The following is a 24,617-nucleotide window of genomic DNA, read 5'->3' as shown; positions in this document are numbered from 1 at the left end:
TATTGTATCGAAAGAGAGTGCAGATGCCTCCACCGGATTCTTCTGAGCAAACGTCTTTGTCGACGAATGTGCGTTTTGTGCTGATTACTGTCTTTCTGGATATTCTCGGCATCGGTCTGATCATTCCTGTTCTGCCCCGGCTGGTGGCATCGTTCACTCTGCAGAGCGATATGCAGGCGTACTGGTATGGTGCGATTGTCGCCATATATGGCGTGATGCAGTTTTTCTTTGCACCGGTGATCGGCGCACTGAGTGACCGCTTTGGTCGCCGTCCGGTGTTGCTGACCTGTGTCTTCGGACTGGGGCTGAATTTTGTTTTACTGACTCAGGCAACATCCATATACTGGCTCCTGTTTATCCGTGCTTTAGGCGGTGTGACAGCGGGTAATCTGTCAGTTGCAACGGCCTATATTGCGGACGTCAGCGCTCCGGAAAATCGCAGCAAGGCGCTGGGAAAAATTGGTGCGATGTTTGGTCTTGGCTTTATCTGCGGACCTGTGATCGGCGGGCTGGTCGGTGAAGCCAATATTCATTATCCGTTTTATCTGGCGGCTCTTGTGTCGCTGGCAAACGTGGTCTACGGCTATTTCTCTTTGCCTGAATCCTTATCGCCGGAACACCGTAAAGCCTTTTCACTGTTGTCGGCCAACCCATTTGCCGGATTGAATGGGCTCGCGCATTTACAGAGCGTGGGACCATTGGTATGGGTGTACGCCTTGTCGATGTTTGCTCAGTTTATTTTGCAAACAACCTGGGTCTTATCAACGGAATTACGTTTCGGCTGGACACCGATGCAAAATGGTTTTTCCCTGTTTATGGTCGGTATTTCCAGTGTGCTGATGCAAGGTGTTTTTCTTACGCGTTATATTCAGCGCGTCGGTGATGCGAATGCTGTTTTGTATGGCCTTACGTCTTCGTGTATTGCGCTGAGTTTGTACGGCGTGGCTACGCAGGGTTGGATGATGTATGTCCTGATCCTGTGCAATATGTTGGCATTTGCTTCCGGGCCCGCTTTACAGGCTTTTTTTTCGCGTGCTGTGAATGTGCGTTCGCAAGGCTTAGCCATGGGTTCACTGAGTGCACTGGCGAGTATCATGAGTGTTGCTGCGACACTCGCTGGTACAGCATTGCTGGCACAGGTGAGTCATTTTCCGCGAGGTAGCTGGATGCTGGGCGCACCGTTTTTTATGGCGGCAACAGTACAATTCTTTGCGCTTTTGCTGGCGATACGCCATCTGAAAAAATAGCGCATTATCATTTGCGTACGATAATTTACTCTCATAAAAAAAGCGGACATCAGTCCGCTTTTTTTATCTTCAGTTGATCAGCGATGCTTTGGTACATCCATCATCGCTTCGTAATCATTGCTGCCGACCGGACTGACTGAATTCAGACCATCTTCCAGTTGCTGCATGTTGACGTCATTTCCCCACTTTGCCACGACGATGGTTGCAACGCCGTTCCCGATCAGATTCGTCAAAGCGCGGGCTTCTGACATAAAGCGGTCAATACCGAGTATCAGGGCGAGACCCGCAACTGGCACGTGGCCTACCGCAGATAAGGTGGCGGCCAGCACGATAAAGCCGCTGCCGGTAATACCCGCCGCGCCTTTGGATGTCAGCAACAGTACGGCCAGTAAAGTGATTTGCTGCATCAGGCTCATCGGTGTATCGGTGGCCTGAGCGATGAACACGGCGGCCATCGTCAGATAAATTGAGGTACCGTCAAGGTTGAATGAATAACCGGTCGGAACAACCAGACCAACGACGGATTTTTTTACACCCAGTTTTTCCAGTTTCGCAATAATGCCTGGCAATGCCGATTCTGACGACGACGTGCCGAGCACGATCAGTAATTCTTCTTTGATGTATTTGACGAATTTCCAGATGCTGAAACCGTGGAACTTAGCAATAGTGCCGAGGACAACGAAAATGAAAATCAGGCAGGTTCCGTAAAAAGTCGCCATCAGATAACCGAGTGACAGCAGTGAGGAAACACCGAATTTTCCGATTGTAAATGCCATCGCGCCGAATGCACCGATCGGCGCTGCTTTCATGATGTAGCCAACGATGACGAATAAGACGTGGGAAAATTTTTCGATAAAGTCAAAAATCAGCGTGCCACGACCACCGAAACGATGTAATGCAAAACCAAAAAAGACCGAAATCAGCAAGACTTGCAGAATCTCCCCTTTGGCAAATGCGTCGACGATCGTCGTCGGAATAATCGCCATCAGAAATTCAGTCGTGGTCTGCATTTTTCCCGGAGCTGTGTAGGCCGCGATTCCTTTGGTATCGAGCGCATTCACATCGATATGCATGCCGGCGCCGGGTTGCACGAAATTGATCATGAGGAGACCAACTATCAGCGCCAGCGTACTGACAATCTCAAAGTACAGCAGTGCCATACCACCGGTTTTACCGACTTTTTTCATATCTTCCATACCGGCAATACCGACGACTACGGTACAGAAAATAATCGGTGCAATCATCATCTTGATCAGCTTGATGAACCCATCGCCCAGCGGTTTCATTGCCGCACCGGTTTCAGGATAATAGTGACCTAACAAAACGCCGATGATAATGGCGCTGATCACCTGGAAATACAGGGATTTGTAAATTGGTGGCTTATTCATTTGCCGTCTCCGAGAATTGTTGCGGGAAATTGATGGCGTGAATGAATGCGCCATGACAATCACAATGACTTCTATCGGAGCATTATCAAAAAATAGCGAAAGCCAGACAATTGTGGGTTTCCACACGATTGCCAATCTGCCAAGCACGCTGCTGTATGCGGTAAACCGGCTCTGAGTATGGGTTTAATATGCGTGCCGGACAGTTTTGCGGGGATGTGTAATCAATATCAGCAGACACCCAATGTCTTCGTGTTCAGGTTCGCAGTGACACCTTCTCACCCTATGGCAGAGCATCAGCACATCTTGTGGAATTCAGATTCCGCAGTTGTTAGCGACCGTTACCGAAAAATTCTTTCATCATGAAATTTTCCAGCTCTGCCGTGTCCTGTGGTCTGGCTGATAAGGTGACGACTCGGCCAAGGCGATGTGACTCCCAGCTGAAGTCGCCCTGATATTCTTCGCGGATTAACATGATCATGCGGCGGATGATGGCGATATCAATGTCGCCGCCAAGACCTGCATCCACTTCAATAGTCTTTTTGAAGCTGTTTTGCCGGTCGGGCTTCCAGCCGCGGAAAGTAAAGGTTGCTACGCGCAAGCTTTTGCTGGTGATCTGGAACACCCCGCCTGTACCTTCGCGACCATTCGCTTGTTGCATACTACGGCGGACATTGGCTTCCGCGACTTCTTGCGGAGTCATGCCACGCGCCGGCTGATTCACGGCGGCCTCCTGGCTGGACTGTTCCTGTGCACGGCGGCGTTCGCGTGCAGCATTGAGCATACTCATCATATCCTGTTCAGGTGGTGCCTGAACGATGGGTGTCGGCGGTGTGACAGTTGTTTGCGCCATCTGAACCGGTGCGACCGCTGGTGTTGCAGGTGAGGCTACAGACTTTTTCGGCCGTTGAATAACCACAGGTTTGGTAACCGGTTTTTTCGGTTCAGGGACAGCCATCTTGGCGACAGTGGCCTTATCCAGCATCAGAACGATGGGATTTTGTGCGGCAGCATCATCCCCCTGTTTTTTTTTCTTGACCGGATGCATGTTCAGTAAAAAATACAGCAGCAAGGCGTGAATGATCAGAACAATCAGGATACCTACGAAATTGGCGGGTCGAAACCGTATATGCAGATGAATTTCGCCAGACTTGGCAGGGTCATTTTCTGGTGCTTCGATACTCAACTTCATGGATAGCGGTCAGGAATTTCAGGGTGGCGAATTGACAAGGATACCTTAATCTGTGGTGCGGACTGTAACAAAGATTGATGATGCGGTAGCGGGTATCCGCTAAAGGGAGTTGCTTTAAGTAGCGAATATGTAACAAGAATTCATGCTGTTGGTTTGTCCCAACGGCGATGTTCTCCTATGAAACATGCTATTTTTTGAGCAGCTTATGTATTTATTTTGTGAAGAGCACATACAAATTCGGTGTGCGGACCGGCAGTCTCTCGTTTATGCTGTTGCCGGAGTTGTCAGCAGCGTCCGGCGCCATGTACATACAGAAGGGGAAAGACATGCAGGTTCAGACAGAAGATGAGATGGTGGCCGTGGCTGCCCCGTCCCGCCCGTATACCAATGCCGGTGCGGATTTATCAGCAGCAGTAGTGGCGTCGGCGACGCTGCTGAGTGCCTGTGGTGGCGGAACGACCGGCAGTATCGGCGGCACTCCCCCTGTCACCAGTGGGCCACCGGTTACCGATATTCAGGCGTCCCGCTTTCTGGCTCAGGCGTCAACCGGTGCGACACGCGAACAGATTGCGCGTGTCAGTGCGATAGGCTACGCAGCGTGGATAGATGAACAGATGGCGATGCCGTTGTCCCAGAGCCGCTGGGACTGGCTGGTCGCCAAAGGCTTTAATGCGGCGGCGAATATTTTTACCCAGAACGGTTTTGATTCTGTGGTCTGGTACAGGCTGATTAACGCGCCGGATACCTTACGTCAACGCGTGACGCTGGCTTTGTCGGAAATTATCGTGATCGGTATTGATGGTTTGGTCGGCGCGGGCTGGCAGGCGTTTTCTGCTGCACAGTTTCTCGATTTACTGGAAGCACAATGTTTTGGCAATTTCCGTACTTTGCTGGAAAACGTGTCCACCAGTGCCGCCATGGGGCAATACCTGACCTATCGCGGCAACACCAAATACAATGCCAAAACCGGTGCGCTCCCCGACGAGAATTATGCGCGCGAACTGATGCAGTTATTTTCTATCGGCCTGTTAAAGCTTAATCCTGACGGGACGCCACAGACCGTGAATGGCGTCCAGCAGGAAACCTACACTCTTGATGACATCACCGGTCTTGCCAGAATTTTCACTGGCTGGGATTTCGATTTATCCACCAGCAAAACCGACACGCCGGATTTTTTACGGCGTCCGATGACGCAGGTTGATAGTCGCCATGAAACAGGCGCTTCGACATTTCTGGGAGCGACGGTGCCCGCCGGTTTAAACGGAGCGCAAAGTTTAAAAGCGGCTCTGGATATTATTTTTGCACATCCGAATGTGGCCCCTTTTATCTGCCGTCAGCTGATACAGCGATTGGTGACCAGTAACCCGACGCCGGCCTATGTACAGCGTGTTGCGAGTGTATTCCTGAACGATGGCAAAGGAGTGAAAGGCAATCTGGGTGCGGTGATCAAAGCCTTGCTGCTGGATGATGAAGCGCGCAACGCAGAAATTCTCAGCAATCCGCTCGCAGGTAAATTGCGTGAACCGGTGTTGCGCTTGCTGGCATGGGCACGTGCGTATAAGCTTTCTTCCGTCAGTGGTAACTGGAGCATAGGTAATACCAGTGACCCGGCTACCCGTCTCGGGCAAAGTCCCTTGCGTTCTTCGTCGGTTTTCAATTTTTTCCGACCGGGTTACGTACCGCCAAATAGCGCGATTGCTGCAGTATCCCTGGTCGCCCCGGAATTTCAGATCACGAATGAATCGACGGTCGTCGGTTATGTCAATTATATGCAGCGGCTGGTCAGCCTTGGTAATACGGATTTAATTCCCGATTACAGCAGTTTGCTGCCTTTAACTGACAACGTACCGGCGCTGTTGAAAGAAATCAATATCGTGCTGGCAGCAGGGCAGCTCAGTGATGAAACCCTCAACACCATTGCTACAGCCGTCAACACCATGCCTAGCGGTACCGATGCACGCCGGAATAACCGCATTTACGCCGCACTGACCCTGGTTCTGGCAGCGCCAGAATTTCTCGTCATTAAATAAGGAATTTATCATGACCGATCAAACCAGGATGAATGCATCACGCCGCGCATTTTTACAGCGCGCCTCAGCGTTATCGGTGGCAGGTATTGCGACACCGTGGGCTTTAAATCTGGCAGCGATGTCAGAGGCAGCTGCAGCGACCGCAACGGATTACAAAGCCATTGTCTGTGTATTTTTATACGGCGGTAATGATTACGGCAACACCTTGGTGCCTTACGATACCAGCTCCTACAATGCGTATTCAAGCTTGCGCCCGACTCTGGCATATGCACGGGATGCGCTGACGGCAACAGCGCTGACCTCGCTCAACGACCCGAAAGACAGCGCAGGTGTCAGCCATCAATATGCGCTGGCACCGAATCTGGCACCGCTGATGCCTATTTTTAATGCCGGAAAATTAGGCGTGATCCTGAATGCCGGCACGCTGGTACAACCGACTACCAAATTACAGTACACAAACAAGAGCGTACCTTTACCGCCGAAACTGTTTTCGCATAACGACCAGCAATCCGTATGGCAGTCGAGTGCTGCTGAAGGTGCACGCACCGGCTGGGGCGGTCGTATGGGAGATTTGTTTCAGGCCGCGAATACCAACTCCACGTTCACTTGTATTAATGTGTCCGGCAACGCTGTCTATTTATCGGGCAACACGGCAGTCCAGTATCAGGTATCGACCAGCGGATCAGTACCGTTATCTGCGTTGCAGACACCTATGTTCGGCTCGAAAGAATGCTCTGCGGCTTTACAAGCCTTAATCACACAAAGCCGCACGCATGTATTTGAAAATGAATACAACCGCGTGACTAAACGGGCGATTGATGCGAACGTCATTTTGTCTTCGGCTTTGGCCAGCGCACCTGTACTGAATACGCCTTTCCCGACGAAAAACAGCCTGGGCGATCAGCTGAAATTAGTGGCCCGTATGATTTGCAGTGCGACCACACTGGGCGCAAAACGCCAGGTATTTTTTGTGTCTATGGGTGGTTTTGATACGCATGACGGTCTGGTGGCAAATCATCCCGGTCTGATGAAAACGCTGGCAGACGCTATGGCTGCGTTTTATAACGCAACACTGGAGTTAGGCGTGGCGGACCGGGTAACCACGTTCACCGCATCCGATTTTGGCCGTACGCTCAGTGGTAATAACGATGGGTCAGACCACGGCTGGGGTAGTATGCATTTTGTGATGGGCGGTGCGGTGAATGGTCAGCGCTATTTCGGCACACCGCCCGTTGTTGCGTCGAATGGTCCGGATGATGTTGGTCAGGGGCGCTTACTGCCGACCACGTCGGTAGATCAGTATGCCGCAACGCTCGGTAAATGGCTGGGCGTGTCGGACAGCGATTTACTGATGCTGTTACCGAATCTGGCGAACTATAATGTCAGCAACCGTACTCTGGGTTTTGTTTAGACCAGCCCGAACCAGCCCAGCAGCGCACCCGCCGCCAGCAGCCACAACAAATGCAGGCTGGTGCGCCAGACCATGAAGGCACATGCTGCCGAGAGCAGCCACAGTGACCAGTCGCGCGCCACAACATTGTGTGAACTCGCCATGATCCAGCCTGTCGCGAGCAGCAGGCCAATCACGATAGGCGTCATCGCGAGTTTAAAACTGCGTACGCCAAGCAGATCGCGGTTTTCATGACCCCAGCGGGCCGCCATATACGTGAGCGTGGTGCTTGGCAGCAGGATGCCTGACATCGTGATCAGCACACCGAGCAAGCCCGCCCACATGCTGCCGCTGTTGAGGCCGATATTCCAGCCCATCAGAGCGATAAACAGCACATTCGGCCCAGGTGCGGCCTGTGCAATCGCGATTGAGGCGTTGAATTGCGCATCCGTGAGCCAGTGCTGCTGATCAACCAGATAACGGTGCATGTCCGGTAAGGTCGATACGGCGCCGCCTATCGACAGCAAGGAAAGCATCAGATAATGCAGCCACAGATGAAGCCAGTCGCCCCAATTCATGCTGATGTGTAAAACCGGATGGATAGCTTCGCTCATTATTTCAGTTTCCTGAACACCAGCGCCCAGCTGATGGCACCCAGCCCCAGTAATACATAGACCAATGGCAGTTTGAAGATGGCGACACAGACAAAACAGACAGCGCTGAATAACAGTGCCAGACGTTTGCCTAATGGATGATGATTGAGTGCAGGAATCAGCTTCAGACCGGTGGCAGCAATCAGCCCGGACGTCACGGCGCTCATGCCGCGCAAAGCTCCGGCTACGCCGGGATGTTGCGCAAACTGAACGTATACCGCTGCCATCAGCAAAACGATGATCAGCGGAATCAGCAATAAACCGGCCAGCGCCGTCAGTGCGCCCCGCAGACCAAAGTAGCGGTTGCCTATCATCAGACAAAGATTGATGACATTCGGGCCGGGCATGATTTGCGCAACGGCCCAGTCCTCCACGAATTCCTCGTTGGTCAGCCAGCGTTTGCGTTCTACCATTTCTCTTTGCACGATGGCGACGACACCGCCAAAACCTTGCAGTGCCAGCACAGTAAATGAGAAGAAGATGTCTGCTAAAGACGTCGGGCGCGGTCGTGCGGATTCAGGCTCGGTAGACATGGTGATGGAAAGGTCAGCAGGAGCGCTATTGTAAAACAGAGCTGCAGCTGACGCAGAGACTCACTCCTGAGACTTGCGATGAGCGCGGATACGCGCGCGCCATTCGCCAAGCGCGGTCAGCGCACCCTGAAATTCACGCTCGATCAGATCGGCTTCAGCATCGGTGATGACGCCATCAAGCAGCGCTGTGGAGACCGCTTCAGCGACATCCCCCACCTGACTCATGACCCGGCACACGGTTTGTGAGAGATCATCTTTCAGCACTTCATCCGGTTCCGGCACGACGAATGCGGCCATGCCGTGGCGTCCGAGCAAGGCGTGCAATGGCAGATGCGCTTCTTTCACTCCCGCGTTATGACAGTGTTCGATGATGACTGACAGTTCCTCAAACGAAGGATAGTGTGAGTCTATGCCCGGAGCCAGTTTGTTCCTGAGCACGTTGACAGACATATCCATGCGCAGTGCCAGCGCTTCCAGCCCGCCCGGATAAGCACGCGCCACTTTATACAATGCGTCGTGCTGGTTCATATCTGAATATTTACGTGTCATCGTGCGTCCTTGATTGCCGGGAGATTGATCATGACCAGGCCGCATGCAGCAGCGCAGTGGTACGCGATTGTACTGATTCAATATCTGCTTATCAATCAGTTGCAATCAAGGCGTTGCCCACCGCAGGGAATATCGGTGGCGGCCACTTTCATCGCTCACAGGGAGGAACGCTCACTGAGGAAGGTCAGCCAGCGATCGGCACCTTCCACTTCGCTAAAGACCTGCGCGAAATCGGTCACGGTGCGGGCGGCACGTTCGAGTAACTGGATATCGGCTTCATGCTGACGGGCGACATGCGGGTCTTCCAGAAACAGGATGCGCCGTATTTTTCTGTCGAGCACCAGTTCCGCTAATTGGGCATCGCCGCCCAGCGGGCCGGACAGAAAGGGCTGCACCCAGTCACGTCCTGTTTCGCCTTTGATTTTTTTTGCCAGCTGATTCAGCAGACCACCGGTGGTGCCGGTCGCATACCGGTGCGCAAATTTATCCAGTACGCTGAAATGTTTTTCTGCCAGTGCCAGCATTTTATCTTTCATTGCATCGTGCGCGATCAGAGCGATACCTTCATTGTCCAGACTGAAACTGGCATTGAGCACAGGGTCGGCAGGTGCACCATTGACGGTCGCTTCCAGTTCCAGCCATTCGCGTGCGCCGGCCAGACTGGCCAGAAACGGCTTTTTATGAATCACACATTGCCGTTTTAATGCGACTGCTTCCGGGAAAACAGATGAGGGATCGACCGGATCGATCAGATAAATCACCGCATCCACGGCCTTGGCCGGGTCGCTGTCAACCACGCGTGAGACCAGCTTCATCAGACCGCCGTCGCGACCATAGGGAAAACGCTCAACATGCTGGCAAATATCGAGTAATCCATGTGTGACCATCGCGTCCAGCGTTCTGCCGACGACCACAAACTCCGGTTGCAAGAATGTGATAGCCTGACGCGAACCCCGAATTAACTGAACTAAGGCGGAATCCTGTGCATCCTGATGAGAACGGTTTGCAATCAGGCCAATACGCAATTTTTTAGCGATGGTAAAACTCACGGTTCATCCTTTTCAGAGGGGCAGACCGTCAGTGTAACCCCTGCTCAGGAACTCGTCATCAGTGACGACTACAATTTGTTACCTTAATCGACAGTATGGAAATATGTTTCTCTCAGGTTAAGACGTAACATCGTGAGTACCGACAATAGTGGAAGAGAATCATGAAAAAGTGGCGACATTTGTTTTGCGCGCTCGCGATCATGTCTTCGTGTGCGACGGCATCAGGCGATGATGATTTTGACGATGACGAACTGCAGATTCAGCGTTGGGCTGTACTCGGCGACATGCAGGCACAAAATGCCCTGGCGTTGTCGTATCTGAACGGTGATTTTGGTTATAAGAACGTGGATGAGGCACGTTTCTGGCTCAAGCGTGCCGCAGATCAGGGTCATCCCGGTGCCCAGACGAATCTCGGTCTGCTGTATTTATCCAGTTATACCAGTCCGGAAGAAAAACAGAAGGCACTTGAGCTTTTGTATCAGGCGGCTGAACAGGAATTTGCCGCTGCCCAGTTAGTGCTTGGTTCCCTGCATGAAGCGGGGACGCTGGTGCCGCACAGCTATAGTGAGGCAGCTGTCTGGTATCAGGATGCGGCCGAACAGGGGAACGCAAGCGCACAGTACCATCTGGCGATGTTGTACCTTAATGGATGGGGTGTGCCTAAAGACGAAAAGCAGGCGGTGTACTGGCTCAATCTTGCTGCTGCTCAGGAATTATCATCCGCTGAATTTGAACTTGGCCGTCAATATTTATATGGCGCTGGTGTGCCAAAGGATATTTTCCTGGCTTATCAGTATTTACTCAGAGCCAGCATCAATGTCGGCAGCAAAGCGATAGACAGCCGGGATCTGGTCAATACCGGGCTGACTGCTGAACAGGTTGCAGCGATTCAGCAAGAGAGCCGCCACTGGCAATTCAAATCCTGAATGATTTACAGAAATTTTTCCTCAAATTCACCGGCGGATATCGCCGGTGAGAACAGATAACCCTGAAATTCGTCGCAGTGCAGATTGAGCAGGAAATTTTTCTGTTCCTCAGTTTCTACGCCCTCAGCAATGACTTGCAGTTTCAAGGCATGTGCCAGATGGATGATTGCCGTGACGATAGCAACATCGCTTTCGTCAGTTGGTAATTCATCGATGAAAGAACGGTCAATTTTCAGCTTATGGATAGGAAAACGCTTCAGATAACTGAGGCTGGAGTAGCCAGTACCGAAATCATCAATCGATAACTTCACCCCCAGTTTTGCCAGCGATTCCAGTTTCTTTAAATTTTCCTCGACATCCCGTATCAGTACGGATTCAGTCAGTTCCAGTTCAATTTTATCCGGGCTCAGTTGATGTTCTTCCAGCGCAGCGGCTATCGACTCCACAAAATTGGCTTGCTGAAATTGCAGTGCCGAGACATTGAAACCCATCCGTAATGTATGCCCCGCGCGGTTCCATTGCGCGGCCTGGCTGATTGCCGTCTGCATGACCCAGTTACCGATAGGAACAATGACGCCGGTTTCTTCGGCAATCGGAATAAACTGTGCCGGGCCGATTTCGCCGAGATCCTTGTCATTCCAGCGCAACAAGGCTTCAACGCCAAAGATTTCGCCGGTACTCAGGTTGATCTGTGGCTGGTAATGCAGGCGGAAACGCTGATGTTCCAGTGCCTGACGCATGGCGTGATCAAGCTTCATGCGTGATAACAAACCGATGTTCATCTGGCGCTGATAGAAACGGAAATCCGAACGGCCGCGTTCCTTGACGTGATACATGGCGCTGTCGGCATTTTTGATCAGATCATCCATATTTGTTCCGTCATCGGGGAACAAAGCAATGCCGATACTGGACGTCACGGTAAAGCTCATTCCTTCCAGATTGATCGGTACAGATAATTCTTCTAGCACGCGCTGTGCGCACACTTCAGCACCGGCGGCATCGGCCTCATGCAGCAGTAACACAAATTCGTCGCCGCCGAGACGGGCGGCGGTATCGACCTGTCGGATACATTTTTTCAGGCGCTCAGTGACTTCCAGCAGCACCCGGTCACCAAACTGATGACCAAGAGAATCGTTGATTTGTTTGAAGTGATCAAGATCGAGAAACAGAACAGCAAAATTACTGTGATCGCGGCTGGAAATCGTAATCGATTGCTTGATCCGTTCTGACAGCAGCAGGCGATTCGGCAAGCCAGTCAGCGCATCTGAAAAAGCCAGTTCCTCGATTTTTTGCTTGGCAACGTGGGTTTCGGTTCTGTCTTTGAAAAAACCGATGTAGTGCAGAGTATTATTTTTTTCATCCTGCACTTTGACCAGAGTGATCATGCACAGATACGCATGTCCGTTTTTACGGCGATTCCAGAGTTCACCTTCCCAGCAGCCGTCTTTTTCCAGCTTTGCCAGTAACTGATCGATCAGATCCGGATTACTTTCTGCGGCAAAAAAATCGCGCGGCGTCTTTTTTTGCATTTCGCTTTCGGTGTAACCGCTCAGCCGCTCAAAACTCGGATTGGTGGTGATGATGCGCTGATCTTTGTCGGTGATGAAAATCGCATCTGTACTGGATTCAAATACTTTTGCCGCCAGCTGCAGGCGTGCTTCATCAGCGAGTTTTTGCGTGATATCGCGATACGAATACACTCTGCCGATCGGGCGGCCACGTGCATATTGCGGCAGTGTCACGCGCTCGAGAATTTTGCCGGAACGAAGGACCAGCACGTCACTGGCTTCCATCAGTGGTGAGCGGCTGATCGTACCGAGACGCTCGGTATAATGATCGGCGTCTATCATGCACTTATCCATCCAGGCATAAATTGCTGCATCGTCACGCTGCGTCATCAGCTCGTCAGGCAGCCCCCAGAGACTGGCAAACAAATGGTTATAACTGCGGATAGCGCCATCCAGATCGGTAACGAGTATGCCGTCAGCAGTCGATTCCAGCGTTGCACGCAATTCTGCGATCAGTTTCTCGAGTTCATTTTCCGTTTGTTTCTGGCTGGTGTAGTCGCGTACTGCGACAACAAAAATCGAGTTGTCCATACCAACTCTGACCAGACTGACCCGGCGTTCCACCTGCACCACGGTTTTATCCGCGCATTCGAGCAAGGTTTCAGAGTAAATATTTTCTGACAGGCCTGCGGCGACGTCTTCCCAGAAAAATACATCTTCGGGCGCTGCCGCCAGCTCGACAATACCCTTGTCGCGCAGGCTGCCTTCCTGCACTTTGAGCAGCGTGTGTATTGCCCGGTTTGCCGCAAGTATGCGCAAAGAGATAGGATCGACCAGAATCACGGCTTCCAGCATTCCCTCTATCAGTGCCTGCAGTTGATGCGCCTTCATGGCGGACTCTCGCTGGATGTATCTGATTGCGCTTCCAGTCCGCGTTCGAAGAAATAGCACAAACGCTTGCGTGGCGACAGATAATCGTACGCGGACTTAGGTAATTGCAAGGGTTTGAGACTGCGATGTATGCACAGCTGCTGCTCGTGTTCGAGGTTAATCACCAGCGCTTCATCGCGGTCAATTGAGGAGTCATGAATGATCACTTTGGGCTTGATCGGACGAGCGGAATTTACCGAGACCACCAGCGCGTATCTGTCGTCACTCAACTGCACAACCGAGCCTGGTGGATATATCCCCATCATACGGATGAAGGTTGTCAGTGTTGGCGCGTGAAAGCGGGTTTTGAACTTGGTGAAGATCTGCGACAAGGCTTCGTGCGGTGTTAGCGCCAGTGCCGGATTCGGCGGATTACACAGGTTATCGTACTGATTCACGAGCGCCACGATACGGCTTAACGGCGACATCTTTTCACCCGGAATGCGGCTGGGATAGCCGCTGCTGTCGTAATGTTCGTGATGTTGTGCCATCAGCAGCATGGCGTTCGGCGCCAGATCCATTTTACGTGCCAGATTCACGCTGTGTACCACATGTTCCTGATATGCCAGTTTTTCGGGGGCGCTGAAATGTTCATCGATCCAGCGTACCCGGTCAGGCAATTCGATTTTACCGATGTCGTGCATGAGCGCACCGACCCCCAGATTGAGCATCTCGGTTTTATTCAGCCCCATTGCTTTACCCAGCAACAGCGAAATGACGGTAACGTTAATCGAATGCAGGGAAGTCTTTTCGCCGGCTTTTTCTGACAACAGGCGGATCGCAGCCTCATCTTCGCTGAGGATTTGTCCGAGGAAACCCTGTATCAGTTGTTCGACCAGTTGCTTTGCCAGTCCCGGTTGCGCATGGACCTGCTCGGTGACTTGTTTATATGTCTGCGCGGCGTGATTGAATTGCCGCTCGCACACCTGCAGACTGGCAGCCTGACCAGCAAGCAATGCCCGGCGGCGGCGTAACGCATATTCTGTCGACGTTTCCGTTACTGCGCTGACAGTTTCTGCTGGCGTGATAGTGTCAGTGGTGTCGGTGACTGAGCTTTTATCGGGGGCATAACGGATACGTTCTATGCCCAGCGAACGTATGGTGTCGATCTGTTCCTGAGAGCTGATTTTGAAGTTGCTGATCGGAAATGGATGATCCATCCAGCCGACGTCAAGATAGACGTACATCCCTATCCGCAGTTCGGATAGTTCTATAAATTGGGTATGAGTGTCAGTCATCACGTTTGCTGACCCAAAACTTGCAACATAGTAGGGGTGATCCCCGCGGTATTTTCAATTTTAATCATTTAAAAAGCAAAATTTTTAACGGAAAACAGCTTTTTGTAAAAAATACCACGTCATTTTTTCCAATACTAACTGAAATCTTCCCGAAAAATGATTTGTACGGGTGTAATTCTGTGAGGGTGTTGTTATCGAATACACGAGCCAGCGCCTGCATGCCCTATGGTAGCAGAAGAGGGTCGGCTTTTTAATCGCGATCCCGTTTACGGAACGCCAGCCAGCCGGCAATGACCGTGAATGTCAGCACGATCGCCACCACAATCCAGAAGCCGTATTCGTGTTGCGCGAGTGGAATGCCACCGACATTCATGCCGAGTAAGCCGGCAATCATATTGATAGGCAAGGCCAGCACCGTGACGACAGTCAGCACAAACAGCGAGCGGTTATTCTGTTCATTTTCGCTGGCGGCGATTTCTTCCTGCAATAACTTGATGCGCTCCTGCAGGGACGCCATGTCACTCAGCACCACCGCAAACTCCTCTGTGGACTGACGCAGTTCCTGCACATCGGTTTCCGCCAGCCATACCGGCGGTTTTTGCAGCAGGCGGAACAAGGCTGCAGGCTCCGGTGCCAGCAAGCGTTGCAGGCGCACCAGTACACGCCGGATTTCGCCCAGATTGGCGCGTTTTTTGTTCAGCCTGTCCGCCAGCAAATGGTCTTCGATGTCGTCAATTTTTTTGATGACATTGCGCACGATGCCGATCAGCACATCGGCCTGATCGCGTAACAGATGCGTCAGCAATTCGCTGGGAGAATGGAAAATTTCACCGTGATTGACGGCATTGCGCAAGCGGTCAACCGACTGTAAAGGTTTTCGGCGCGCGCTGATCATGATGTTATTGGTCACACTCAGCCACAAGGTCGCAATATCCGACGCTTCAAATGCAAAGTCGTGCAGCACATCGTTAATCACCGCAATCAGATTGTGGTCTGCATGTTCAATCCGGGTTGAACGCGAACCTTCGTGCAGTGCTTCGTAGAATTCTTCCGGTAGCTGCACGTGTTCATGCAGCCATTTTTCGGCTGCCACGTTGGTCAGATTGAAATGCAGCCAGATAAAGCTGTTGTCACTGGCGGCACGCGGTGCCTGCAGCCATGCCAGCGCTTCATCGGTATGCAGCGTTTTGCCGGCCCGGCCATGCGCAAACAGATAGCCACAAATTAAACCAGACTGATCTGAGCCATACGATAAGTTATCCAGCACCATCTGCTTTCCTGCACAACGATAGAGCCGCTATTGTAAGACAGCACCCCTACCGGTACGACATTTTTAATGTCTGTCATGGTCAGATTTCATGCGGGAGTCACAATCCCCGACGCCCCCACTTATGTCGCTCACGCTGTCATCAGACATCTCAAAAAGGCGCTCAGAGCGCTTCCCGGCGGATAAATATACTGGGGGGGAGTATATTTTAAAGCCAAGTCAATCCGCTGAGAATCGGCGTAAAACGCCATATACCCCCCATTTTTTGAGAAAAGGACTACAGATTCGGTGCCAGCCAGCGTTCGACTTCTTCTTTTGCCACACCGCGCCGTGCCGCCATGTCCGCCACCTGATCATCACCGATTTTACCGACGCTGAAGTATTTGGATTGCGGATGTGCAAAGTAGAAACCAGAGACCGCAGCGCCCGGAATCATCGCCCATGATTCGGTGATGTGCATGTCGATTTCTTCGCATTGCATCTGCTTAAACATCGCGGTCTTGACCGTGTGTTCCGGGCAGGCCGGATAGCCGGGTGCCGGACGTATGCCCTGATAGGATTCTTTGATCAGTTCTTCATTGCTGAGTTTTTCATCGGCGGCATAGCCCCACAGATCGGTGCGGACACGTTCATGCAGATATTCGGCAAAGGCTTCGGCCAGACGGTCTGCCAGCGATTTCAGCATGATGCTGCTGTAATCGTCATGTGCGTCTTCAAAACGTTTTTCGTATTTTTCGATTCCCAGACCGGCAGTGACGGCGAACATACCGATGTAGTCTGCTATGCCGCTGTCTTTCGGCGCGATGAAATCAGCGAGGCATTGATTCGGCCGCTGTACGCCATCAACCACCGGCTTCTCGGTTTGCTGGCGCGTGCCGTAATAGGTGAATGCGACCTGGCTGCGGCTGTCGTCGGTGTAAATTTCGATGTCGTCGTCATGCACGCTATTTGCAGGCAGCAAAGAGACGACGCCGTTGGCTGTCAGCCAGCGGCCATCGATGATTTTCTTGAGCATCGCCTGACCTTCGGCAAACACTTTGCTGGCGGCTTCACCGACCACGCTGTCGGTCAGTATCGCAGGAAATGGCCCGGCCAGATCCCAGGTCTGGAAGAACGGACCCCAGTCGATGTACTGTGCAATTGTTGCCAGATCAACGTTTTTAAACACGCGGCGACCGATGAATTTTGGCTTCACAGGCGCGTTCGCACCGTCAAAGCTGAGCTTCATTTTATTCGCACGCGCTTGCGCCAGCGTCAGCAATGGCGTGGTTTTTTTGTTCGCATGCTGCACGCGGATACGTTCGTAATCCGTTACCAGCTCATCGATATACTGCTCGCGGCTTTCCGGCGTCAGCAGTGATTGCGCGACCGATACCGAGCGCGAAGCATCCGGCACATATACGACCGGGCCTTCATAATTCGGCGCGATTTTGACAGCGGTATGGGCGCGGCTGGTGGTGGCGCCGCCGATCAGCAGCGGGATTTTCATCATGCGGAAATGCGGGTCGCGCTGCATCTCTTTAGCGACATAAGCCATCTCTTCGAGTGATGGTGTGATCAGGCCGGAGAGACCGATGATGTCGGCATTTTCGGCTTTGGCTTTGGCCAGAATTTCGGAGCATGGCACCATCACACCCATGTTCACGACTTCAAAGTTATTACATTGCAGTACCACGGTGACGATGTTTTTACCGATGTCATGTACGTCGCCTTTGACGGTGGCGATGACGATCTTGCCTTTCGGTTTATTGTCGCCGCTGCGTTTTTTTTCTTCTTCGATGAAAGGTACCAGATGCGCGACCGCCTGCTTCATGACGCGTGCTGATTTCACTACCTGTGGCAGGAACATTTTGCCCTGACCGAATAAATCACCGACGATATTCATGCCGTCCATCAGCGGGCCTTCGATCACCTGTATCGGGCGGCCGCCATTGTTCATGATAGCGACGCGCGCTTCTTCAGTATCTTCAACGATCCACTGCGTGATGCCATGCACCATCGCGTGAGCCAAGCGTTTTTCAACCGGCTCGCTGCGCCATTCCAGCGTGGCTTCTTCTTTCTTGCCACCCGCTTTCAGTGTCGCTGCAAATTCGATCATGCGTTCGGTGGCATCTTCACGGCGATTTAACACCACGTCTTCGACACGTTCGCGTAATTCGGGATCGAGCTCGCTGTATACGCCGACCATACCGGCATTCACGATGCCCATCGTCATCCCGGCCTGAATCGCGTGATACAGGAAAACGGTGTGGATCGCTTCACGTGCCGGGTCATTGCCACGGAAAGAGAAACTCACATTCGAGACACCGCCGCTGATTTTGGCGCCGGGTAAGTTCTGATGTATCCAGCGTGTCGCTTCAATGAAATCGACCGCGTAGTTATTGTGTTCTTCAATACCGGTGGCGACCGCGAAAATATTCGGATCGAAAATAATGTCTTGCGGATCGAAATCGAGTTGATCAACCAGCAGTCGATAAGCGCGTTCGCAGATTTCGATTTTGCGTTGATAGGTGTCCGCCTGGCCTTTTTCATCAAATGCCATCACGATGACCGCTGCGCCATAACGCTTGCACAAGTTGGCCTGACGTAAAAATTCTGCTTCGCCTTCTTTCATCGAAATCGAATTGACGATGGCTTTGCCTTGCACGCATTTCAGACCGGCTTCAATCACACTCCATTTCGACGAATCGATCATCAGCGGCACGCGGGCGATGTCCGGTTCAGACGCGATCAGATTCAGGAAGCGCGTCATGGCCGCCTGAGAATCGAGCATCGCTTCATCCATATTAATGTCGATGATCTGGGCACCGTTTTCCACTTGCTGGCGGGCGACAGCTAAGGCTTCGTCGTATTGCTCATTCAGAATCAGACGTGCAAAAGCTTTGGAACCCGTGACATTCGTGCGTTCACCGACATTCACAAACAGAGAGTGTTCATCGATGGTGAATGGCTCTAAACCGGATAAGCGACAGGCCGGCGGAATGGCAGGAACAATACGTGGCGCCTGGGTTTGCAGGATATCGGCAATCGCCTTGATGTGCGGTGGCGTAGTGCCGCAGCAACCACCGGCGATATTGATAAACCCGGCTTCGGCAAATTCTTTCAGCAAGGCGGATGTGTCGGCAGGCAGCTCATCGAAACCGGTATCGCTCATAGGATTGGGCAAACCTGCATTCGGATAAATGCAGACGAAGGTATCGGCAATTTTCGACAGCTCTTCTGCATACGGACGCATCAGCGCCGCACCGAGTGCGCAGTTCAGACCGATGGTCAGCGGCTTGGCGTGACGCACGGAATTCCAGAATGCCGGCACGGTCTGACCAGACAGTATGCGACCCGAAGCATCGGTCACGGTGCCGGAAATCATGATTGGTAAAGTCTGGCCGGTTTCTTCAAAATACTGATCAATCGCGAACAACGCTGCTTTGCAGTTCAGGGTGTCGAAAATCGTTTCGACCAGCAGCACATCGGCGCCGCCTTCGACCAGACCACGGGTTTGCTCATGGTAGGCAGCCACCAATTGATCGAACGTGACATTGCGCGCCGCAGGATCATTCACATCCGGTGAAATCGAGGCGGTCTTTGGCGTTGGCCCTAATGCGCCGGCGACGAAACGCGGTTTGTCGGCACTGCTGTATTTGTCACAGGCAGCACGGGCGATTTTTGCCGCCTGCACGTTCATCTCATAAGCCAGATGCGCCATGTGGTAATCGTCTTGTGCGACGGTCGTCGCACCGAAGGTATTGGTTTCAATCAGATCGGCACCGGCGGCCAGATATTGTTCGTGAATTTCCTGAATGATGTGTGGCTGCGTCAGGGTCAGTAATTCATTGTTGCCTTTGACGAATAATTCCTTACCCGGAACCGAAAAATCCTTGAAACGCCCACCACGATAATCTTCTTCCGTCAGCTTGTAACGCTGGATCATGGTGCCCATCGCGCCATCCAGGATCAGGATGCGTTGTTGCAGTAATTCGCGCAAACGGGTTTCGGTAGCGGAGACAGGCAGGGTTCTGGTCATGATCTTTACTCGCATCGTCGTATCAATAGGACTGATGCAACATTGTTCCGGCAAGGCATGGCGACGCGGGCAGTACATTAGTTAGTACGACCAGAAGCCATTACGCCGCCAGGGCGATGTTGCATCAGTCCAGAAAAACAAAAACCCGATCGGCTCATGCATGCAGGCGGATCGGGCGACGTCCTTTTAGCAGCACTTATTACGCGCCCGCAATCTGAATCTCAAATCGGCGCTGGGAAGTCAAATTATACGTCAGATCAAGGACTTGACGCCGTGGTTACTGGTTTTTACCGGGTTTTGCTTATACATTGTGGTTAGATCGATATATGCTGACCGTCTGAGGGTGACACTATTTTGTTTAAGTATTAACAAAAAAGGGCATATCCTCAGATGAGAGATATGCCCAAAGGGAATGCTTATGACGATGAAATTAACAGCGTGAGAAAGTGTGATTAATGCTTTTTATGACGGGTTGCGATCAGGCTGGCAATAATAGAACCGCCAAGTATCAGGCCAATCACCATCAGCGAAACCTCGGTCGGCACATGCATCCATTTCACGATCAGCATCTTGATTCCGACAAACATCAGCACAAATGCAAGACCGAATTTCAGTAAATGGAAACGGTCTGCCATATCGGCCAGCAGGAAATACAAGGCCCGCAAACCCATAATCGCGAAAATGTTAGAGGTGAACACGATGAACGGATCAGTCGTCACCGCAAAAATTGCCGGAATCGAATCCACTGCAAAGATCACATCGGATACTTCAATCAGGATCAGGACCAGCAGCAAAGGCGTAAAGACGCGCTTACCATTGACCTTGATACTGAATTTTTCTTTGTGAAACTCTTTGGTGAATGGCAGTAATTTCTTCGCCAGTTTCAATACCGGATTAGCATCCAGATCCGGTTCGGCTTCTGTTGAGACCAACATGCGGAAACCGGTGATCAGCAGGAACACACCGAACAGATACAGCACCCATGCGAACTGCGTGACGACCCAGCTGCCGGCGAGAATCATGATGACTCGCATGACGATCGCACCCAGAACACCGTAGAGCAGGACTTTGCGCTGATATTGCGGCGGTACTGAGAAATGTCCGAAAATCAGCAGGAAGATAAAGATATTATCGACCGACAGCGATTTCTCGATGACGTAACCGGTCAGGAATTCCATCGCTTTCGCGTTGGCGATTTCACGCCCGACGGTTTCCGTCAGATACATCCACAGACCAAGATCAAACGCCAGCGCCAAACTGACCCAGACAACGGACCAGGCCGCCGCTTCCCTGACGCTGACTTTGTGAGCGCGCGAACCACCCAGCGCCACAACGTCTATGGCTAACATCGCTAAGACAAAAGCGATAAATGCGACCCACATCCAGGGTTGAGCGACGGAGTGCAACATGATTTACTCTTTTTCGATAAAGCCCAGCAATTGCAGCAGGCTGGTGAACAGATTAAAAATTGTGACGTACAGATTGACGGTCGCCATGATGTAATTGGTTTCGCCACCGTGGATGATATTGCTGGTTTCAAACAAGATCATGCCGGACATCAGCAACACCATGACCGCAGAAATCGTCAACGACAAGGCTGGAATCTGGAAGAAAATCGCGCCCAGACTCGCCACCAGTGCGACGATCATGCCGACCATCAGGAAGCCGCTCATGAAGCTGAAATTACGTTTGCTGATCAGTACGTAGGCAGACAGACCCATGAAAATCAGACCTGTCATCCCCATTGCGGTCATCACAATGGAAGTGCCGCCCGGCATTTTCAGATAGTGGGAAAGAATCGGACCCAGGGTGTAACCCATGAAACCTGTCAGGGCAAACACACTGGCAATACCCCATGCACTGTTACGCAGTTTGTTGGTCGCAAACAGCAGACCAAAATAGCCGATCAGGGTAAGAAAGATGCCGGGACCCGGAATTGCGAAAGCGATGGTCGCGCCGGCCGTCAGTGCAGAAAACAATAAAGTCATTGACAGCAACATATATGTGTTGCGCAAGACTTTCTGACTGTCACTGGCTGTGGTGTCGATATAGTCAACGGTTTGCACATCATGTGCAGTAGAGCGACTCAAGATTTTCATGCTTTTCTCCTGAAATGTTGAAGTCTGATGAAAAGACACAGGACTTCCCCTTCTCAACAGAAGGTGGTGACAGTCTAGTTGCTAGAAAATTGAAAGAAAAGTCGAATATAATTGATAAATACTTCGTAAAAACCGATGATTTATTGCTGATCGTTCTGCTATGCCCACACTGAATTACAAACACCTGCATTATTTCTGGATGGTCGCCAAGTCAGGCAGTATTGCGCGCGCCAGTGAACAATTGCATCTGACGCCGCAAACCATCAGCGGACAGCTTGCGTTGTTTGAGGAAATGCAGGGTGAGACTTTATTCCGTAAGCAGGGGCGAAATCTGGAACTGACAGAGGCTGGCCGCTTGGTGCTCAGTTATGCAGAAGATATATTCGCACTGGGGCGGGAGCTGGAAGAAGTGCTGCATCACCGGCCGACCGCGCGCACAGTGCAATTGCGTGTCGGGGTGTCGGACGCGGTGCCGAAAACGGTCGCGTATCAATTGCTGGAGCCCGCGATGACTCTGCCGCAGACCTTAAGAATTAATTGTCGTGAGGGCAAACTCGAATTGCTGTTAGCAGAGCTGGCGATGCATAAACTGGACGTTGTGCTATCCGATAGCCCCATGCCGGTGACAGCCAATGTTCGCGGTTACAGTCATTTGCTGGCCGAATCCGGCATCAGTTTTTTTGCCACCCGTGATTTGCGTGCCCGTTTGTCCGGACCTTTTCCTGAACTTTTGGATGGTGCGCCACTTTTATTGCCAGGCGAAGATGCTGCGCTGCGCGGGCGTTTGTTGCAATGGCTGGATCAGCAACAATTGCATCCAAAGATTACCGGCGAGTTTGACGATAGTGCGTTGATGAGTGCATTCGGTCAGGCTGGTGCCGGCGTGTTTGCCGCGCCGACCGTCATCGTTGATCGCGTGATACGCCAGTATGACGTTGAGCTGATCGGCCAGACGCAGGCAATTCAGGAACAGTTTTACGCGATATCGGTTCAGCGTAAACTGACTCACCCTGCTGTGTTAGCTATCAGTCAGGCCGCACAGCAAAACTGGGTTCAATCATTTTCACCAGACTAAAGTGATGCCGGAATCGACCCAGTGTTGAAAACGGATACGGGGTTGGCTGCTGAAAAGAGATTAAAAAAAGCACCTGCAATTCAGGTGCTTTTTTTCGGGTTGCATCGCCAGTATGGCAGAGTAAGAACGACGTATCAGCGACGGCCCAGCAGCGATTTGACTGTTTTATCCAGTGGCACGGCGTAATCGTACGTTGCCAGAACGATGTTATCACCAGGACGAATAAGTTTTAAATTGACGAATACCAGCTTATCGCTCTCTGCATAGGTACCAACAATGACCGCTTGTGCCTGGTGGTTTTGAGCAACTTCTTTGATTTCGCGGGTCAGCAGCAGTTCGCCGACGTTTTGTTTGATAAATACTTTATCGCGGAACTTCATTTCCACCATTTTGTAGCCGCTGCGCGTGAACTGACCAGAAACCTGTTCCGCAACAATACGGCCAAATGGTGAAGATTCTTCGAGTGCGTTGATGTTTGCCAGTGTGGCAACGATCAGTGGGCGCGACTTATCCAGAGGTATTCCAGAAGTCGCCGCGTTTGCAGCAGAAATCAAAGCGTTGGCAGCTTTTTGATTTGATGGAATGAATTCATTGTTCTCAGCGTCTCTCCAGGTTGGCTGAGATGCACTTGCCAGACCTGAATTATTACCCATGTTGAGACTTGAGCAGGCTGACAGCGCCATGACAACAGAAGTACATACTAGGATTTTTTTCATCTTATTGTCCTCCGACAACCTTAAAACTGAAATCAGATTCTTTTGTATACAAGGACGCGTCGCTGTCGCTGATATAGTAAGCATCTGTGCGGCGTGCTAAGTACTGGGCATTTTTAGTGAGAGACGTTGTTACTATCAGCTCGTAGGAAGGAGTGCTTCCCTTTGCATATTCTTGGTCAACCCAGCTAAGCCAGTCATACGAGGCGGTTGCGGCTAAGCCACCAACTGCCGCTTTCGTTCCTGGCGCCCAGTTCACACCATATAAAGCAGCGATGCCGCCGGCAATCGCTGTTGCGCTTGTAAAGCGTTTATTTTGCGAGCGATCGGCGGAGAATCGTACTAATTGTGTATCAATATCAACAACTTGAACCGTTTGATCATGCACTCGTCTGACAGTGACACCTTGGTTCACTAAGGACGTCACAATCTGCTCATAAAATACGTGTGAAAACTTACTGTTTTGTGAAGGTGGAGTCACATAAACCGGTGCTCCCACTTTGTCTGTACCCAGTTTGATTTGTTCAGCAACATTTTTCGCAATCGATAACCAGTGCGCAGATGCTTGTAATTTGTTTTGTGTGCTGGTTGCAAAATTTCCTGCAAGTGGCGTCTCACTATATTGAGTGGAACAAGCCGTGAGCGCCATCGTTGCGAGGACAACCGGAAGAAATTTCTTCATTTGTTTACCTTTACTGGATGCTTGTAATGAGTCGTCCACGACAAGTGGGCGAACCGAATTCCGCTTGCGAGAATACAGCAAGTCCCGCAAAGCAACAAAGAATTTGCCATTAAATTAATTAGAGATAGAG

20 protein-coding genes are annotated in these 24,617 nt (G+C 51.5%); 5 read left to right on the top strand and 15 right to left on the bottom strand.

Translation table 11 applies throughout. The annotated features are described in order from the left end of the window. Positions 1 to 23 precede the first annotated feature (23 nt). Positions 24 to 1,247: a TCR/Tet family MFS transporter gene (locus ACPAOP_RS05000; protein ID WP_423709526.1), complete on the top strand. Its 1,224-nt coding sequence runs from the start codon at positions 24 to 26 to the stop codon at positions 1,245 to 1,247. Between the two features lie 77 nt (positions 1,248 to 1,324). Here ACPAOP_RS05000 and ACPAOP_RS04995 read toward each other — a convergent pair whose 3' ends face one another. Then, a complete protein-coding gene (locus ACPAOP_RS04995) occupies positions 1,325 to 2,635 on the bottom strand; it encodes a dicarboxylate/amino acid:cation symporter (protein WP_423709525.1) in 1,311 nt (436 codons plus the stop codon). A gap of 328 nt (positions 2,636 to 2,963) precedes the next feature. Then, on the bottom strand, positions 2,964 to 3,824 hold the full coding sequence (locus ACPAOP_RS04990) for a hypothetical protein (protein WP_423679859.1): 861 nt from the start codon (positions 3,822 to 3,824) through the stop codon (positions 2,964 to 2,966). 218 nt (positions 3,825 to 4,042) lie between these two features. Here ACPAOP_RS04990 and ACPAOP_RS04985 point away from each other — a divergent pair, with 218 nt between their 5' ends. Then, positions 4,043 to 5,854, top strand: a complete 1,812-nt coding sequence (locus ACPAOP_RS04985; protein ID WP_423679858.1) for a DUF1800 domain-containing protein — start codon at positions 4,043 to 4,045, stop codon at positions 5,852 to 5,854. A 10-nt stretch (positions 5,855 to 5,864) separates the two neighbouring features. Further along, positions 5,865 to 7,265 (top strand): DUF1501 domain-containing protein, encoded by a 1,401-nt coding sequence (locus tag ACPAOP_RS04980; protein ID WP_423709524.1) that lies wholly within the window; start codon positions 5,865 to 5,867, stop codon positions 7,263 to 7,265. Here the strand turns inward: ACPAOP_RS04980 and ACPAOP_RS04975 are convergent. The 4 genes from ACPAOP_RS04975 to ACPAOP_RS04960 form a co-directional block, all read right to left on the bottom strand. Further along, entirely contained in the window at positions 7,262 to 7,858 is a 597-nt protein-coding gene (locus ACPAOP_RS04975; protein ID WP_423679855.1) for a chromate transporter, read from the bottom strand. The genes ACPAOP_RS04980 and ACPAOP_RS04975 overlap by 4 nt on opposite strands. Then, a complete protein-coding gene (locus ACPAOP_RS04970) occupies positions 7,858 to 8,430 on the bottom strand; it encodes a chromate transporter (RefSeq protein ID WP_423709523.1) in 573 nt (190 codons plus the stop codon). Before ACPAOP_RS04970 ends, ACPAOP_RS04975 begins: the two co-directional genes overlap by 1 nt. 60 nt (positions 8,431 to 8,490) lie before the next feature. Beyond that, entirely contained in the window at positions 8,491 to 8,979 is a 489-nt protein-coding gene (locus ACPAOP_RS04965; protein WP_423679852.1) for a phage regulatory CII family protein, read from the bottom strand. A 155-nt stretch (positions 8,980 to 9,134) separates the two neighbouring features. After that, the gene (locus ACPAOP_RS04960; RefSeq protein WP_423709522.1) at positions 9,135 to 10,028 is read right to left on the bottom strand and encodes a methylglyoxal synthase; all 894 of its coding nucleotides are present in this window, start codon (positions 10,026 to 10,028) and stop codon (positions 9,135 to 9,137) included. Between the two features lie 161 nt (positions 10,029 to 10,189). On the opposite strand from ACPAOP_RS04960, the gene ACPAOP_RS04955 reads away from it, so the two are divergent. Then, on the top strand, positions 10,190 to 10,954 hold the full coding sequence (locus ACPAOP_RS04955) for a tetratricopeptide repeat protein (RefSeq protein WP_423709521.1): 765 nt from the start codon (positions 10,190 to 10,192) through the stop codon (positions 10,952 to 10,954). 5 nt (positions 10,955 to 10,959) lie between these two features. On the opposite strand, the gene ACPAOP_RS04950 is transcribed toward ACPAOP_RS04955, so the two are convergent. The 7 genes from ACPAOP_RS04950 to ACPAOP_RS04920 form a co-directional block, all read right to left on the bottom strand. Then, entirely contained in the window at positions 10,960 to 13,353 is a 2,394-nt protein-coding gene (locus ACPAOP_RS04950; RefSeq protein ID WP_423679849.1) for a sensor domain-containing protein, read from the bottom strand. Continuing rightward, complete coding sequence (locus tag ACPAOP_RS04945; RefSeq protein WP_423709520.1) at positions 13,350 to 14,630, bottom strand: HD-GYP domain-containing protein; 1,281 nt, start codon at positions 14,628 to 14,630, stop codon at positions 13,350 to 13,352. Before ACPAOP_RS04945 ends, ACPAOP_RS04950 begins: the two co-directional genes overlap by 4 nt. Positions 14,631 to 14,880: 250 nt before the next feature. Then, positions 14,881 to 15,900 carry a transporter gene (locus ACPAOP_RS04940; protein WP_423679847.1) on the bottom strand — a complete coding sequence of 340 codons (1,020 nt, stop codon included), beginning with the start codon at positions 15,898 to 15,900 and terminating at the stop codon, positions 14,881 to 14,883. Continuing rightward, a complete protein-coding gene (locus tag ACPAOP_RS04935; RefSeq protein WP_423709519.1) occupies positions 15,855 to 15,977 on the bottom strand; it encodes a hypothetical protein in 123 nt (40 codons plus the stop codon). The genes ACPAOP_RS04940 and ACPAOP_RS04935 overlap by 46 nt, the downstream gene beginning before the upstream one ends. Positions 15,978 to 16,174: 197 nt before the next feature. Next, positions 16,175 to 19,918 (bottom strand): methionine synthase, encoded by a 3,744-nt coding sequence (metH, locus tag ACPAOP_RS04930; protein ID WP_423709518.1) that lies wholly within the window; start codon positions 19,916 to 19,918, stop codon positions 16,175 to 16,177. Between the two features lie 452 nt (positions 19,919 to 20,370). After that, positions 20,371 to 21,327, bottom strand: a complete 957-nt coding sequence (locus tag ACPAOP_RS04925; RefSeq protein WP_423709517.1) for a TerC family protein — start codon at positions 21,325 to 21,327, stop codon at positions 20,371 to 20,373. A gap of 3 nt (positions 21,328 to 21,330) precedes the next feature. Next, a complete protein-coding gene (locus ACPAOP_RS04920; RefSeq protein ID WP_423679842.1) occupies positions 21,331 to 22,017 on the bottom strand; it encodes a Bax inhibitor-1/YccA family protein in 687 nt (228 codons plus the stop codon). Between the two features lie 160 nt (positions 22,018 to 22,177). On the opposite strand from ACPAOP_RS04920, the gene nhaR reads away from it, so the two are divergent. Next, entirely contained in the window at positions 22,178 to 23,092 is a 915-nt protein-coding gene (gene nhaR, locus ACPAOP_RS04915) for a transcriptional activator NhaR (RefSeq protein ID WP_423679841.1), read from the top strand. 134 nt (positions 23,093 to 23,226) lie between these two features. On the opposite strand, the gene ACPAOP_RS04910 is transcribed toward nhaR, so the two are convergent. Then, positions 23,227 to 23,808 carry a FlgO family outer membrane protein gene (locus tag ACPAOP_RS04910; protein WP_423679839.1) on the bottom strand — a complete coding sequence of 194 codons (582 nt, stop codon included), beginning with the start codon at positions 23,806 to 23,808 and terminating at the stop codon, positions 23,227 to 23,229. Position 23,809: 1 nt separating this feature from the next. Beyond that, entirely contained in the window at positions 23,810 to 24,487 is a 678-nt protein-coding gene (locus tag ACPAOP_RS04905) for a hypothetical protein (RefSeq protein ID WP_423679838.1), read from the bottom strand. Between the last annotated feature and the right edge of the window lie 130 nt (positions 24,488 to 24,617).

Source organism: Undibacterium sp. WLX3042 (assembly GCF_049544825.1).
Taxonomy (GTDB): domain Bacteria; phylum Pseudomonadota; class Gammaproteobacteria; order Burkholderiales; family Burkholderiaceae_D; genus Undibacterium.
This window is presented reverse-complemented; position numbering and strand designations above follow the sequence as displayed.